At 62.1% G+C, this 15,262-nt stretch carries 13 protein-coding genes; 9 read left to right on the top strand and 4 right to left on the bottom strand.

Going from position 1 to position 15,262, the window contains the following annotated elements; translation table 11 throughout:
* Nucleotides 1-94: 94 nt before the first annotated feature.
* The 5 genes from macA (at nt 95) to AB5Y72_RS02955 (ending at nt 6,954) form a co-directional block, all read left to right on the top strand.
* Entirely contained in the window at nt 95-1,258 is a 1,164-nt protein-coding gene (gene macA, locus AB5Y72_RS02975) for a macrolide transporter subunit MacA (protein ID WP_325783401.1), read from the top strand.
* Nucleotides 1,255-3,285 carry a MacB family efflux pump subunit gene (locus AB5Y72_RS02970; RefSeq protein ID WP_325783400.1) on the top strand — a complete coding sequence of 677 codons (2,031 nt, stop codon included), beginning with the start codon at nt 1,255-1,257 and terminating at the stop codon, nt 3,283-3,285. Before macA ends, AB5Y72_RS02970 begins: the two co-directional genes overlap by 4 nt.
* Complete coding sequence (locus AB5Y72_RS02965; protein WP_325783399.1) at nt 3,282-4,655, top strand: TolC family protein; 1,374 nt, start codon at nt 3,282-3,284, stop codon at nt 4,653-4,655. Before AB5Y72_RS02970 ends, AB5Y72_RS02965 begins: the two co-directional genes overlap by 4 nt.
* 132 nt (nt 4,656-4,787) lie before the next feature.
* On the top strand, nt 4,788-5,594 hold the full coding sequence (locus AB5Y72_RS02960) for a siderophore-interacting protein (RefSeq protein WP_325783397.1): 807 nt from the start codon (nt 4,788-4,790) through the stop codon (nt 5,592-5,594).
* A gap of 253 nt (nt 5,595-5,847) precedes the next feature.
* Nucleotides 5,848-6,954 (top strand): 3-deoxy-7-phosphoheptulonate synthase, encoded by a 1,107-nt coding sequence (locus AB5Y72_RS02955; protein ID WP_325783395.1) that lies wholly within the window; start codon nt 5,848-5,850, stop codon nt 6,952-6,954.
* Between the two features lie 491 nt (nt 6,955-7,445).
* On the opposite strand, the gene AB5Y72_RS02950 is transcribed toward AB5Y72_RS02955, so the two are convergent.
* Both AB5Y72_RS02950 and dsdC read right to left on the bottom strand, forming a co-directional pair.
* A complete protein-coding gene (locus tag AB5Y72_RS02950) occupies nt 7,446-7,853 on the bottom strand; it encodes an H-NS family nucleoid-associated regulatory protein (RefSeq protein WP_042075118.1) in 408 nt (135 codons plus the stop codon).
* Between the two features lie 366 nt (nt 7,854-8,219).
* Nucleotides 8,220-9,164, bottom strand: coding sequence for a DNA-binding transcriptional regulator DsdC (dsdC, locus tag AB5Y72_RS02945; protein WP_368198585.1), 945 nt, complete (start codon nt 9,162-9,164; stop codon nt 8,220-8,222).
* A gap of 230 nt (nt 9,165-9,394) precedes the next feature.
* Between dsdC and dsdA the strand changes: the two genes are divergently transcribed.
* Nucleotides 9,395-10,711, top strand: coding sequence for a D-serine ammonia-lyase (dsdA, locus tag AB5Y72_RS02940; RefSeq protein ID WP_325783433.1), 1,317 nt, complete (start codon nt 9,395-9,397; stop codon nt 10,709-10,711).
* Between the two features lie 341 nt (nt 10,712-11,052).
* Nucleotides 11,053-11,229 carry a hypothetical protein gene (locus AB5Y72_RS02935; protein WP_081843655.1) on the top strand — a complete coding sequence of 59 codons (177 nt, stop codon included), beginning with the start codon at nt 11,053-11,055 and terminating at the stop codon, nt 11,227-11,229.
* A gap of 67 nt (nt 11,230-11,296) precedes the next feature.
* On the opposite strand, the gene icd is transcribed toward AB5Y72_RS02935, so the two are convergent.
* Both icd and AB5Y72_RS02925 read right to left on the bottom strand, forming a co-directional pair.
* A complete protein-coding gene (gene icd / locus AB5Y72_RS02930) occupies nt 11,297-12,550 on the bottom strand; it encodes an NADP-dependent isocitrate dehydrogenase (protein WP_042075114.1) in 1,254 nt (417 codons plus the stop codon).
* Between the two features lie 627 nt (nt 12,551-13,177).
* Nucleotides 13,178-13,327, bottom strand: a complete 150-nt coding sequence (locus AB5Y72_RS02925; protein ID WP_216990679.1) for a hypothetical protein — start codon at nt 13,325-13,327, stop codon at nt 13,178-13,180.
* 518 nt (nt 13,328-13,845) lie between these two features.
* Here AB5Y72_RS02925 and AB5Y72_RS02920 point away from each other — a divergent pair.
* Both AB5Y72_RS02920 and AB5Y72_RS02915 read left to right on the top strand, forming a co-directional pair.
* Entirely contained in the window at nt 13,846-14,133 is a 288-nt protein-coding gene (locus AB5Y72_RS02920) for a hypothetical protein (RefSeq protein ID WP_325783390.1), read from the top strand.
* A 102-nt stretch (nt 14,134-14,235) separates the two neighbouring features.
* Nucleotides 14,236-15,048 carry a hypothetical protein gene (locus AB5Y72_RS02915; RefSeq protein ID WP_325783388.1) on the top strand — a complete coding sequence of 271 codons (813 nt, stop codon included), beginning with the start codon at nt 14,236-14,238 and terminating at the stop codon, nt 15,046-15,048.
* The last annotated feature ends 214 nt before the right edge of the window (nt 15,049-15,262 follow it).

Here is a 15,262-nt window from a genome sequence, read left to right as displayed (position 1 = left end):
CACGATTTCTTACACATCGTTCGCTTCTTTTTGAGTGCCATTTGCTGCACGATATGGCCCTTGCGCGCCTTCTCCCCTTTTTTTCAGGTGATACATGAAGAGTCTCCCCACCCCGGGCAAGTTCTCCCTGCTCGCCCTCCTGCTGCTTGCCCTGATCGCCTGGCTGGCCTGGCCCGGCAAGGCCCCGGAGCCCGTGCTGACCGCCACCGTCACTCGCCAGGACGTGGAGCAGACGGTGCTCGCCAGCGGCGTCCTGCAGGCCATCGAGCAGGTGGACGTGGGGGCCCAGGTCTCGGGTCAGGTCACCTATCTCGCGGTGGAGGCGGGGCAACAGGTCAAGCAGGGGGAGCTGCTGGCCGAGATCGATCCCCTGATCGCCCAGAACAACCTCAAGACCGCCGAGGCGGAGCTGGTCAGCCGCCGCGCCCAGCTCAAGATCAAGCAGGCGCAGCTCAAGCAGAACGAGCTCGCCTGGCGCCGTCAGCAGCAGATGTTCCGGCAGGAGGCGAGCTCCCGGGCAGATCTGGAAAGCGCCGAGGCCCAGCTCGCCGTCACCCGGGCCGAGCTGCAGAGCGCCCAGGCAGACATCGACAACGCCCTCATCAAGGTGGAGCGGGCCAAGACGGAGCTCGGCTATAACCGCATTCAGGCCCCCATGGATGGCACCGTCGTCTCCATCGTCACTCGCCAGGGGCAGACCCTGGCCGCCAGCCAGACGGTGCCGACCCTGCTCAAGCTCGCCAACCTGGATACCATGACGGTCAAGGCCCAGATCTCGGAGGCGGACGTCACCCGGGTCAAGGCGGGCATGCCGGTCTATTTCACCCTGATCGGGGATCCGGATACCCGCTACCACGGCACCCTGCGCACGGTCGAGCTGGCCCCCACCAACATCAACGAGCAGACGGCCAGCGCCACGACCACCAGCAATGCCGCCATCTACTACTACGCCCTGTTCGACGTGCCCAACCCCGGCCACCAGCTGAGGGTCGCCATGACGACCCAGGTCACCATAGTGCTCGGCGAGCGCAAACAGGTGCTGACCATTCCCCAGACCGCCCTCGGCAAGAAGCTAGGTGACAACGAATTCGAGGTGACCCTGCTCAGGGAGGGGGATCAGAGAGAGACCCGCCGCATCCAGACCGGCATGAAGGACGACATCAAGATAGAGGTGGTGAGCGGTCTGACCGAGCAGGAGAAGGTCATCCTGGATCAGGGCAAGCCAGTCCAGCACGACGAAGAGGAGATGGCGCCGTGAGCGAGCCCCTGATCCGGCTCAAGGGCATAGAGCGCCGCTACCAGAGTGGGGAGCACGAGGTGACCGTGCTGCACCCGCTGGATCTGGCCATCGATGCGGGGGAGATGGTGGCAATCGTCGGCGCCTCCGGCTCCGGCAAGTCCACCCTGATGAACCTGCTGGGTTGCCTCGATCGCCCGAGCGGCGGCCAGTATCTGTTTCGCGGCCAGGACACCGCCACCCTGGATGCCCTGGCCCTGGCGCAGCTGCGCTGCCACCACTTCGGCTTTATCTTCCAGCGCTATCACCTGCTGCCGCACCTGGATGCGGCCGCCAACGTGGAGATCCCCGCCATCTATGCGGGCACCGCCCGCGCCGAGCGCCGGATCCGGGCCCGCACCCTGCTCACCCGCCTGGGGCTGCAGGATCGCAGCCACCACAGACCCGGCCAACTCTCCGGCGGCCAGCAGCAGCGCGTCAGCATCGCCCGCGCCCTGGCCAACGGCGGCGAGGTGATCCTGGCGGACGAACCCACCGGTGCCCTCGACAGCCAGAGCGGCAAGGAGGTGATGGCCATCCTCAAGGAGCTGCACGCCCGGGGCCACACCATCATACTGGTGACCCACGACATGGCGGTGGCTAACCATGCGGACCGCATCATCACCCTACGCGACGGCCGGGTGGTGGAAGAGAGCGGCCAGCGGACAACCGGCGAAAGTTCACCTCGGCAGAGCCAGTCCGAGGCGCCGGCGCGTCCCCATGAGGGACCAGGTGACGGCGGCAAGCAGGCCGTCTCCCCCACCCGGCCCGATGCGCAGGGCGCCAAGTCGGCCGCCCTCGCTGCGAGCCAGGGCTGGGATCGCTACCGGGAGGCGGGCCGCATGGCCCTGCACGCCATGCTGGCCCACCGCATGCGCACCTTCCTCACCATGCTCGGCATCATCATCGGCATCGCCGCCGTGGTCAGCGTGGTGGCGCTGGGTCAGGGGGCGCGCGCCAAGGTGATCGACGACATCAACGCCATGGGCACCAATACCATCGACATCTTTCCCGGTAAGGACTGGGGGGACGAGAAAGCCGCCAGCATCCAGACCCTGAACGAGCGGGATCTCGACGCCCTGCTCGGCCAGCCCTACCTGGAAGGGGCCAGCCCCCAGATTGCGACCTCGGGCCAGCTGCGCTATCGCAACAAGACCAGCAGCGGCAGCGTGATCGGGGTCGGCAACGACTTCTTCCGGGTCAAGGGGATGACGCTCACCCAGGGGCGCCTGCTCGATGAGCGGGACATCCGCAGCCGGACGGCGGTGGCCGTGGTGGATGGCAAGACCATAGAGAGCCTGCTCGGCAAGGTGGACCCGGTCGGTCAGGTGGTGCTGGTCGGCACCCTGCCGGTGCGCATCGTCGGCGTGGTGGCCCAGGAGACCGGCTTTGGCCGCAGCAGCCAGTCGGTCAATGTCTGGCTCCCCTACAGCGCCGTCATGAGCCGTCTCCTCTCCCAGCAGCACTTCACCCAGATCACCATCCGGGTCAAAGACGGCGTCCAGCCCGCCCTGGCCGAGCAGGCGGCAGTCGCCCTGCTGACCCAGCGCCACGGCGTGAAGGACTTCTTCACCTTCAGCAGCGACAGCATCGTCAAATCGGTGGAGAAGACCACCGCCACCCTGACACTGCTGGTCTCCGCCATCGCGGTGATCTCCCTCATCGTCGGCGGCGTCGGAGTGATGAACATCATGCTGGTCTCGGTGGTGGAGCGTACCCGGGAGATAGGGATCCGCATCGCCGTCGGCGCCCGCCAGTCCGACATACTGCAACAGTTCCTCATCGAGGCGGTGATGGTCAGCCTGCTGGGGGGGCTGCTCGGTATCGGCCTCGCCCTGCTCATCGGCGCTCTCTTCTCCCTGCTCGTGGAAAGCTTCCAGATGCGCTTCTCGCTCTTCTCCATCCTGATGGCCTTCGGGTGCTCCTCCCTCATCGGGATCCTGTTTGGTTACCTGCCCGCCCGCAATGCGGCCAGGCTCGATCCGGTGGAGGCACTGGCGAGGGAATGACGATGCACAACCTATCAAGGCTCGGGCTAAGCCTGATGCTCACCGCCAGCCTCGGTGCCTGCAGCCAGCAGAGCACCTATCACAGACCCGATCTCGACGTGGCGCCAGCATGGCAGCAGGAGAGCCGGGATCTCACCGCGCAGCAGGCTGGCCCCTGGTGGCAGGGATTCCAGGATCCCGCACTCGATCGCCTGGTCGAGGCGGTGCTGGCCGCCAACCCGGACATGCGGGTGGCCGGGCTCAAGCTCAAGAATGCCCTGCTCGGCGCCGATCTGGCTGACACCAACCTCACCCCCTCGGTCAGCGCCAATCTCGGGGCCAGCGGCACCAAGAACATGAAAGATGGCAGCGCCAGCAGCAACCTGGGCCCTTCCCTCAACCTCAGCTACGAAGTGGATCTCTGGGGCAGACTGGCCGCGGCAAGGGATCAGGCGAGCTGGGAGGCACAAGCCAGCGAACAGGATCTGGCCGCCACCCGATTGCTGCTCATCGGCAAGACCCTGGAGCAATACTGGCAGCTGGCCTACCTCGGCTCGGCCATTACCCTGGGCACCCAGCAACTGGCCAATCTGGAGCGCATTGAGCGCCTGACCCGCGCCAAATACGAGGCGGGCGCCGTGACCCGACTCGATCTGGTACAGGCCAGCCAGCAGAAGGCAGGCAAGCAGGCGGAGCTCGCCACCCTCACCCAGCAGCGGGCACAGGCGGGCAATGCTCTTCGCCTGCTGCTGGGCCGCAGCAGCGGGCCGCTCGCTGACGCTCCCGACGCCCTGATCATGGGCCCGATCCCGTCCGTGGCGGCCGGCATCCCCGCCGATTTGCTGGCCCGGCGGCCCGATGTGCGCGCCGCCGAACTCAGGCTGCGCAAGACCCTCGCGAGGGGAGACGAGATCCGCACCGGCTTTTATCCCACCCTGAGCCTGACCGGCGGTGCCAGCACCACCTCGGATACCCTGACCCAGGTGCTGCAAAATCCAGTCGGCACCCTGGGCGCCACGCTGGCGCTCCCTTTCCTCGAGTACAACAAGACCCGGCTCTCCATCGCCAGCGCCGACATCGACTACCAGATTGCCGAAACCGAGTTTCGCAAGCAGCTCTATACCGCGCTGCTGGAAGTGGAGGATGGCCTGGCCGCCCGTCAGCAAGGGGATCAGCGGCTGCGCTATCTGGAGCAGCAGAGGGCCTATGCCCGGGAGGCCGAAAGGCTGGCAGGCGCCCGTTTCCTGGCCGGAGCCACCGGGGTGCAACCCTGGCTGGATGAGCAGAACCGCCTGTGGGATGCCGAGCTCGCTCTGCTGGCACAGCAGCAGGCCCAGCTCAACAACATGGCAGGCATCTATCGGGCACTGGGGGGAAGCGATCGAACCTGATCCAGGCAGAGAGTGTGGGATCGCGATGGACGTCCCGAGGAGGTCAATCGCGACCCATTCTGCCCACAAACTAATTGATAATAGTTTTCATTTAATCAAGAATGGGCGCCATCATCAGCCAGGAGTATGCCCATGTCTCAACCCGCCCCGGCCAATCGCCCCCGCCTGCTCACCGTCAAGCATGTTCAGGATGTGAGCCCGCACCTGCGCCGAATCTGCCTGACCAGCCCCGAGCTTGTGGACTACCCCTTCAGCTGTGGCGGTGCTCATGTCAAGATCATGCTGCCCCGACCGGATCAGCGCGAGATAGTGTTGCCCACCCCCACCGACAAGGGGCCTCGCTGGCTCGATCCCGCCCAGAAACCCGTCATTCGCACCTTCACCATACGTGCGTTTCGCCGGGAGGCGCTGGAGCTCGACATCGACTTCGCCCTGCACGGCGAGGCCGGCCCCGCCAGCCGCTTCGCCCTGCACGCCAAACCGGGGGACAGGCTCGCCATCTCGGGCCCGGGCGGTCCCGACCCCATGCTGCAGACGGCCGAGCACTATTACATGGCGGGGGATCTCACCGCCCTGCCCGCCATCAGCGCAATGACGGAGGTGATGCCGGCCCATGCCCGCGGCCATATCGCCCTGCTGGTCCCCCACCAGGACGATGTGCAGGATCTGTCGCTGCCAGCCGGCGTCGACCTGCGCTGGTTCGTGGGCAACCCGGAGCAAGCCGCGACCCTGGTGGCGCATTTCACCGCCCAGCCCATGGTCGCCGAGGGGAGCTATTTCTGGTTCGGCGGGGAAGAGAGCCTGGTCGTGCCGCTTCGGCGCCACGTCAGGCGAACCCTGGATGTGGATCGCCAGCGGGTCTATGCAGTCCCCTACTGGCGCAGCGGCAAGGATGAAGATGCCTATCACCAGGACAGGCACGCCGTGATGGACAGCTGATCTTCCTTGTTTATCTTGTGACTGGCAGGCTTCCTCCCTCGGGGAGGAGGCCGGTTTTTGCTGCGGTTCCCCCGCCATCGTCCCACTCCCCCCATCTTCGCCTGGCCGTTTCATTGCGCTTGCATTTGAGACAAACACCAAGATAATGACAATCATTCTCAACAACTGCGGTGAGCCGTGAACCTGTCTGCCCCAAACGGGATGGCGCATACCGGGTTCCCCATCGCACTCATGCACAGCAAGGTAATTCCAGATGGCAGTTTTGAATTCGGTCATGCGCGCCTTCGCGGTAGAGGCGCTCCCCACCCCTGCCGAGCTGCTGGCACAGCACCCCTGCCCGACCGACATGGCCAGGCATATCGACAGCCAGCGCCACCAGGTGCGCCGGATCCTGTCTGGGGAAGACGATCGCCTGCTGGTGGTGATTGGCCCCTGTTCCATCCATGATCCCGTCGCGGCCCTCGACTATGCCGGGCGGCTGGCACGGCTCGCCAGCGCCTATGAAGACAGGCTGCTGATAGTGATGCGCGCCTATTTCGAGAAGCCGCGCACCACGGTGGGCTGGAAGGGGTTGGTGTTCGACCCCCACCTGGACGGCAGCAACGACATCAATCGGGGATTGCATCTGGCCCGCCAGGTGCTGCTCGACATCAATGGGCTGGGGCTCGCCACCGCCACCGAGTTCCTCGATACCACCAGCTTTCTCTATCTGGCCGATCTCGTCAGCTGGGGCGCCATAGGGGCGCGCACCACCGAGTCTCAGGTACACAGGCAACTGGCCTCCGCACTGCCCTGCCCCGTGGGATTCAAGAACGGCACGGATGGCAATATCCGGGTCGCCATCGATGCCATCCAGGCCAGCACCGCCTCCCATCTGTTCACCGCCCCCGGCAGCCTGGGCGGCATGGTGGTGATCAAGAGCGAGGGCAACCCGGATTGCCACATCATCCTGCGCGGCGGCACCCTGCCCAACTATCACCAGAGCGACGTGATGGACGCCGCCGAGCGCCTGGCACGCCAAGGGCTCAACCATCGTCTGATGGTGGATTGCAGCCACGGCAACAGCCAGAAACAGCACGGGAACCAGCTCAGGGTCGCCGCAGAGCTCTGCCGTCAACTGGGCGAGGGGAGCGACGCCGTCGCCGCCGTCATGGTGGAGAGTTTTCTGCAGGGAGGCAGCCAGAAACCGGCCCCGCTGAGCGAGCTGCAATACGGCCTGTCGGTCACAGATGCTTGTCTCTGCTGGGAAGAGAGCGAGACCCTGCTCGCCATGCTGGCCGAGGCGGTGCAGGCCCGCCGCCGTGTCGCCAAACGCAAGGCAGTCCCCCTTCATCATAAAGACAGCCAGGCCGTTACCTAGGTCATCTCTTATTTACTCGCCTTGGCACAGCCGCTCCCAACCTATGTCCTTCATACAAAGAATGAGGGACATATATTCCGAAGATGGGGTGTCAAATAGGACATGAATGGCGAAAGAAAATAATAGCGGGGCAATATCAAGCCCTTCCCATACTCAGCATGATCAAATGGGATCTGGCGATCAGAGAGGTTCGGGATCCCTCCCGCTATTTCACCCCAGCGTCTATTTCACCCCCACCCTGGCCTTTCCTAATTCTCCGGCCGATGGGCTGCGACAGAATTTGGGCTGTATGAGTCCTGAATGCATGGCGCCGGCGATCGCGGATCTGCGGCAGGTGGTGGATGATTCTGCTTTATTGGCCCATGATGGTCATGGCTATTCCAGACGAGCCTGTGCAATTACCGGTGCTTTCCAAGTGCAAGAGATAGGCAGGCTCCCGAAAATAATAATGCCGCCCAAGGGGCGGCATTATTGATATTCGGATACGGCGATCAGATCAGGAAGTCGTTCAAATCCTTGCCCAGCGCAACTTGCTCGGCGATGGCCTTGGGCATACGGCCCTGACCAGTCCAAGTCTTCTCCTGACCATCTTCCTGATACTTGTATTTGGCGGGACGGGGAGCACGTTTACCCTTGGTCGCACCAGCGGCTGCCGGGGCTGCCACGCTGTTGATCAGCTCGCGCGGATCGATACCGGCCTGTTGCAGCATCTCGGTAAACTCGTTCAGCTTGCGCTGACGCTCTTCCTGCTCGGCACGCTCCTGTTCGACGGATTCGGCACGCTCGTTATATACCAGATCGAACTTTTCTTTCGCTTCTTGCAGTTGCTCAAACGGCAGTTCACGGATGGCAGCACGCAAGCTGCGAATGTTCAGCAGAACCTTCAGAAACTCGTTCATTACTTCCTCACAGAATTATTTTGTATGTCACAGGGATTACACATTTTGAGAATAGCATGGCCTTGCTATAACAACATAATGTTTTTATGGCGTCAGGATGATAGTTGATACCCTATGGACATTATTCACTGCGGTTAATTCCACATTGCGCTTATTGGAAAACGCCACCGACTTTATTTCTTTCCCGTTGGGTTAATCCTGCCCTCTTCTACCATCGGATAAACCGGAAGGCTGACCGCCCTGGCATTGAATCGCGGGTGGCTCAATTCGATGGCCAGGGCAACCGATCACGGCACAAATATTGTGCTCATGACCGTGATCCCCAATGGAAAAGGCCATGGCGCCATATTGGCAAAGGACTGTACCTCAGCATGCGGCTTCTGCCTGCGCCTTGATCCAGGTGATGAAGGCCTGGATCTTGGGGCACTGGCGGTGAGGGAGGGTCGCGAGGTAGTAGCGCTGTTCGCAGCGCACCGCCATGGCAGGAAAAGGCATCACCAGCGCCCCTCTCGCCAGCCCCTGGCTCACCAACTGCTTGCGCCCCATGGCCACCCCGGCGTGGTGGGTGGCGGCGAGGATGGCAAGGTCGGCCCGATCAAACCCCATGTGCGACTGGCAGGCCTCCAGAGCCAGCCCCCAGTGCTGTGTCCAGGTGCGCCACTCGTCACTGTCCGTGTCATGACCCCAGGCCCGCCTGTCGTGCAGCAGGCGACAGTGCTGCAGCTTGTCCGGGCTCTCCAGCAGCCCGTGCTCCTCGGCATAGTCCGGGCTGCACACCGGCACCATGTACTCGTCCATCAGGGGGTGGATGGCGAGCCGCTCCGGCATCCTGGCGTCGAAGTCCAGGGTCAGATCAATGCCATACCCCTGCAGGTTGATGTTCTCGTTGCCCGTCAGCAGGTTGAGCTCGATCAGAGGATGCTGGCGGAAAAAGTCGGCGAGCCTCGGCACCAGCCAGCACTGGGCGATGGAGGGGCGCGAGTGGATCGTCAGGGAGCCCGACAACGCCTGATCCCGGATCTCCAGCACCTCCTGATTGATGAACTCCAGCGACGACTTTAGCGCCCAGAAGACGCGCTGCCCGCCCGCCGTCAGCACCACCTTGCGATGAAAGCGCTGGAACAGCGGGAAGCCGAGCTCCTCTTCCAGGGTGCCAATCCTGTGGCTGACCGCACTCGGGCTCAGGGAGAGCTCCTCCGCCGCCAGCGCAAAGGAGCCGTGCCGCGCCGCCGCCTCGAAGGTATGGAGCCTGGCGAGTTGATAACCGCTCAGCAGCTTTCGCCTAAGCGCATAGTGTTCATCGCTTCCCATGGTCGCCCCTCCTCTCTTTTGATCCGCCCGATGATACCAGATGACAGAAGGTTGCATTCACCAGACAAACCCAAAACATTACCTTCACGATGGGAGCGAGGAATTTTTCCGCTTTGCATCAATCCAGCTCATCCAAACCCCACTTTTTATCATTTGTCAGCCCGCCCCGCGTACCGTTCAATGGGGCATCCCCTCACCACTCCCTCGAGGTTCCCGTGACACACAGCGACATGGCAGGGCTCATCGCCCGCTTTCCCCTGCTCGAGAGGCTGATGGCCCTCGATCCCCTGACCTGGTTCAATCCGGGGGCCACCACTCTGGCGGAAGGCCTGCCCCATGTGGGCCTCACCCGGCAGGATGTGGCGGAGGCGGCCGCCCGTCTCACCCGCTTCGCTCCCTATCTGTGTGAGGCCTTCCCGGAGACCCGCGCCAGCAAGGGCATCCTCGAGTCCGAGATCGCGGCCATCCCGGCGATGCAGGCGACCCTGAACCAGCGTTACGGGGTCGAGCTGACCGGTCGGCTGCTGCTAAAGAAAGACAGCCACCTGCCCATCTCCGGCTCCATCAAGGCGCGCGGCGGCATCCACGAGGTGCTGGCTCATGCCGAGCGGCTGGCCATGGCGGCCGGGTTGCTGCGCGAAGGGGATGACTATCGCACGCTGCTTCGCGATGAGTTGCGCTGCTTCTTCGGCCAATACCGCATCGCGGTGGGATCCACCGGCAACCTGGGGCTTTCCATCGGCATCATGGGCGCCCGCCTCGGCTTTCAGGTCAGCGTCCACATGTCCGCCGATGCGCGGGTGTGGAAGAAGCGCAAGCTGCGCGAGCACGGCGTCACCGTGGTGGAGTATGCCGAGGATTACGGCGTGGCGGTGGCCCAGGGGCGCAAGGAGGCCCAAGGCGATCCCCACTGCTTCTTCATCGACGACGAGAACTCCCGCACCCTGTTCCTCGGCTACGCGGTGGCCGGCGAGCGGGTGAAGGCGCAGTTCGACCAGATGGGCATCAGGGTGGACGCCGAGCACCCGCTGTTCGTCTACCTGCCCTGTGGCGTGGGCGGCGGCCCGGGCGGGGTGGCCTTTGGCTTGAAACTCGCGTTCGGGGACCACGTCCACTGCTTCTTCGCCGAGCCCACCCACTCCCCCTGCATGCTGCTCGGGGTCCACACCGGGCTGCACGATCAGATTTCGGTGCAGGATCTGGGGATCGACAACCTCACCGCCGCCGACGGTCTCGCGGTGGGGCGTGCCTCCGGTTTCGTCGGTCGCGCCATGGAGCGGCTGCTCGATGGCTTCTACACCCTGAGCGATCAGGAGATGTACGACCTGCTGGGGCTGCTGGCCCGGGACGAGCAGATCCGGCTCGAACCCTCCGCCCTGGCTGGCATGGCGGGTCCCTGGCGGGTGACGGCCGATCCGGCGTGGCAGGCCGAACGAGGGCTGGATATCGCCGACATGGCCCGGGCCACCCACCTGGTGTGGGCCACCGGCGGCGGCATGGTGCCCGCCGAGGAGATGGAAAAGTACCTGGCCAGCGCCCGCCTCTGATCTTTTTTTCACCCACAAGACCCGCCGACCCGGCGGGTTTTTCTCTTGTCGTATCAGCGAGATGGCGCGCACACCACAACCCCGCCCACAGAGACGGCCAGACTGCTGGATGCCTTAATTTGCCTTCAACGTCCCCAGAGTGGTTAATTTGTGATACGATGGGGGCCGTTTTTTGACATCTGCGCCCTGTTAGCCCCTCGAACCGACAAGATCACAACCGGATCGGGCAAGAGCGGCAAACCGCCGTGCGGAACCACAAGTGACCCGGTTGAGCCAGTTGTGGCAGGCTATCCACGCCAGCAAGAACTCATTCGGGCCACCCAAGATAAGGAGATCGGGCTATGAAACAATACCAAAGCTGGCTGGGACAATATCTGATGAGCCGTCGCGACGGGGATCACGCCATGGCATCCGAACTGGCCAGCTCCATCTGCGAATTCTGGCAGGCAGAGGGGAATGAGGCCGAGCTCAGCAAATGGCAGCAGATCTACGAGCAGCACGTGGAGAAGACCACCTGACCACCCTGCTGCTCCCATAAAAAAACCGGCGCCTCATGGCGCCGGTTTTGCATTTCAACAACCCGGATCACATCTGGTCGATCATGTCCTGGGCGAACTGGGAGCAGGAGCGCAGGGTGGCGCCTTCCATCAGTCGCTCGAAGTCATAGGTGACCGTCTTGTTGGCAATCGCCGCTTCCATCCCCTTGACGATGAGGTCGGCCGCCTCGGTCCAGCCCAGGTGGCGCAGCATCATCTCGGCGGAGAGGATGAGGGAACCCGGGTTCACCTTGTCCTGACCGGCGTACTTCGGCGCGGTGCCGTGGGTCGCCTCGAACAGGGCCACGCCGTCGCCGATGTTGGCGCCCGGGGCGATGCCGATGCCACCAACTTGTGCCGCCAGGGCGTCGGAGATATAGTCACCGTTAAGGTTCATACAGGCGATGACGTCATACTCGGCCGGACGCAGCAGGATCTGTTGCAGGAAGGCATCGGCGATGACGTCCTTGACGACGATGGTCTTGCCGGTCTTCGGGTTCTTGAAGGAGCACCAGGGGCCACCGTCGATGAGCTGGGCATCGTACTCTTTCTGGGCCAGGGCATAGCCCCAATCCTTGAAGGCACCTTCGGTGAACTTCATGATGTTGCCCTTGTGCACCAGGGTCACGGAGTCGCGATCGTTGTCGATGGCATACTCGATGGCGGCACGGACCAGACGCTCGGTACCGGCCTTGGACATGGGCTTGATGCCGATGCCGCAGGACTCGGGGAAGCGGATCTTCTTCACGCCCATCTCGTTTTGCAGGAAGGCGATCACCTTCTTGGCTTCGTCGCTGTCCGCCTTCCACTCGATGCCGGCGTAGATGTCTTCGGCGTTCTCGCGGAAGATCACCATGTCGGTCAGCTCAGGGTGCTTGACCGGGCTCGGGGTGCCTTCGTAGTAGCGGACCGGGCGCAGGCAGACGTAGAGATCCAGCTCCTGACGCAGGGCCACGTTGAGGGAGCGAATACCACCGCCGACCGGGGTGGTCAGCGGGCCCTTGATGGCCACGCAGTATTCACGAATGAAATCCAGGGTTTCGGCCGGCAGCCAGGCACCTTCGCCATAGACATGAGTCGATTTCTCGCCGGTGTAGATCTCCATCCAGGCGATCTTGCGCTCGCCCTTGTAGGCTTTCTCGACCGCGGCGTTCACCACATTCAACATGGCCGGGGTCACGTCCACACCGATACCATCCCCTTCGATAAACGGAATGATGGGATTGTGGGGAACCTGCAGCTTGCCGTTGGCATCGACTGTGATTTTCTGGCCCTGGGTCGGGATAACTACTTTGCTTTCCATCGGCATCTCCTAACTTCCGTTTGTTATCAATCTGATCGTTGCGCGCGGCCATCTTAAGCCCATCCATTTGCATAATCAAATGGCGGGCGTGCATGTCCGACCATAGTCGGAGACTGGATCACAGTGCGCCCCCGTGGCGGGGAATCGCCTCATCGCCATCCTCTCCTGGCGCGGGTGCAGGCCCCCACCCGCCAGGGCTCTGATCTCCTCTTAATGAGGCCTCCCCCTGCCCGCGTCGCCGCGCCGCCGCGCCGCCGCGCCGCCCCCGAGGGTAACTTCCACCCATGCCATCCGTCGTTACATCTTCGTAACCACATCCGGCCAAGCCACATCAAGGTGTTGGGGAAAGGCTGCCGGATCCGGACTAGGCTGTGTTCTTAAAGTGGTTGCTAAACGCCCTCCCCATCCTATGGGACTCCATCCTTCCAGAAAGACCGCATTCATTCACTTCAAAACTGCCTAAACTGGCCTCTTTAGAGGCCCTGTTTATGGCTGAAAATTGAGGCGCTTGAAATATGAACACTTTGAGAGCACAACCTAGTCGCGACGCCCAAAAAAACCACCGCCCTGTGCAGGGCGGTGGTTTTTCATTATGCGCTCACTCGGTGGCCACAAGGCCGCCAAGGGCTAGTGTTCTGCCGCTTCCGGCTGGGGAACCTCGGTGCGCTCCCGCTGCAGTTCATCGACCCTGGCTTGCCATTTGTCCTGAGCCTGCTTCTGCCCTTGGGACTCGAACTCCTGGCGCATGATGTCGATATTTTGGTCAAGTTTTTCCATCAGGATGTCTCCTTACATCTCGGGTTACACACTGGCTGACGGCACTGTTGGCCAACCTGCTCCCCCGATTGGACACCAGGTTTTCCCCGATTGTCCAACAAAATAAACGATTGATTATGCAAATAACTAATCTATAAAACGGGTGAAAGCCCCTTATGGGGCCCTCTTTTCTTCCCACCAAAACCCATGACATAAATATATTTCCCATATTTATCATGGCATTGAGTTTTAAACTCCCGGCCATTCACCCGCCCTCACCGGCAAAATCTGGCTATGCAGGTTTTTTCACACGCCGCCCCCTCTCCCCCCCACCACCGTTGCCGGCAAAAACGCCCTTCATCCATCCAGATTTCAGATGCGACATTCCCAGTGCCATCACTTATCCGGATGGATGGCAGACCCCTTCCGACCGGGTATGTACGACCTATTCGGGGATATCGCCTGCCCTGCCCGCTCAGCTAAGATGCCGGGTCGGCCATCCGACGCCTCACCGCCTGCCCCAAATGGAGTTTTCTCGAATGGATCTGACCCATGTTCTGCTCACCCTGGCGGGTCTGGTTGCCGCCGGCCTCATCTTCTGGAACCGCTCACTCGGCCAGCCGGACTGGGAGAGCCTGCCCACCCTGCCGGAATACCTCGCACTGCATCCCGAGTGCGCCACCACGGATGCCGAAAATGCCCGCTGCCATGGCTGCGGTTCCGACAAGGTGCTGTTCACCCCCCTCACCGGCCGGGGTGACTACCGTCTTCGCCACACCTGCCTGGCCTGTGGCAAGGTGCTGTTTCGCAGCCGCGCCATCCTCTGACAGATCACAGCTTTCGCCACACCTACCGAGGAACCGCGGTAAATGACCCCGATGGCCGACAGACTGTGGATATGAATGAGTGACAGATTGACAAGGATTTCCATGAGTGAGCCCATATTAACGACCCGTTGGTGCTGGCTACGCCAGCATGTGAAGAAACTGCGCACTGCCAAGCCCGAAGCCGAAGATGAGGGTACAATCTGGCGCTTTGTCGGTGTGATAATGGCGGCAGTTCCTGTCCTGACCGCGGCAACTTACCTGTTGGGCATGGCCTATCACTATGGCTACACCATGGCATTTCTCCTTGATTATTCTGAGTTTTCTCCACCAGCGGACTATCTACTGGCCTTTGGGCTCATGAAAACTCTCGATATGCTCAAACCGTGGATGTGGCCCTTGTTGGGCCTCATCATTTCCATTTTTTCCATTTGTGCCGTCCTAATTTTTTGTCCGCGCTGGAGGATCAGGCTCACATGGTGGTGGCGAACATCGTGGTTATATCGGGCAGCTTGCAAGCAAGCCAAAGCGCAAAAGCGCTACCCAGCCCCCTCTCTTAGTCGAGCCTTTATCTGGCTTGGCGATAACTACTACAAATTTGCCTTCCTGCTATTGGCGGTGCTGATCCCCGTCATGGGCGCCATAGACTTCTTTATACAAGGAGTAAAAGCAGCACAAGTTCAGATCACCCTTCTGGAGCAAGGTAACTGGCCGGAGAGCGAGGCCAATAGCCAGTCACCTCTGCTGGGGAATGAACCCCATATCCGCATCACCTGCAACACCATCCACTGTGCCTATCGCTTCAAGGGGGGCGATACCCTGCTGTTGCGCCACGATCAAATTGAGCAGACCCGTTACCGTCCTGAGCCTCCCCCTCAGGATGAAACCAAGCCATCTGAGATGCCCACTCACCCTTGACCTATCCCCATAAAAACCGGCGCCAGGGGGGGCTGGATAAGATCAGGTGGCAGCCATCGGCCAGCTTGCCGGTCGTTGTGATGAGGGTCATCCCCGGGCGCATCCCCGTACCACCTCCACGACGCGCCAGGCTGCCACTGCTGGCCTTAGCCCCGACGAGTCATCTACTCCCAAATGGGAATTTTTCCCCGGAGAGGGACCGTTTCTTGATCCT

The organism is Aeromonas sp. R7-4 (assembly GCF_040908055.1).
Classification (GTDB): domain Bacteria; phylum Pseudomonadota; class Gammaproteobacteria; order Enterobacterales; family Aeromonadaceae; genus Aeromonas; species Aeromonas sanarellii.
Note: the sequence above shows the minus strand (reverse complement) of the source record. Positions and strands in the feature narration are given on the sequence as shown.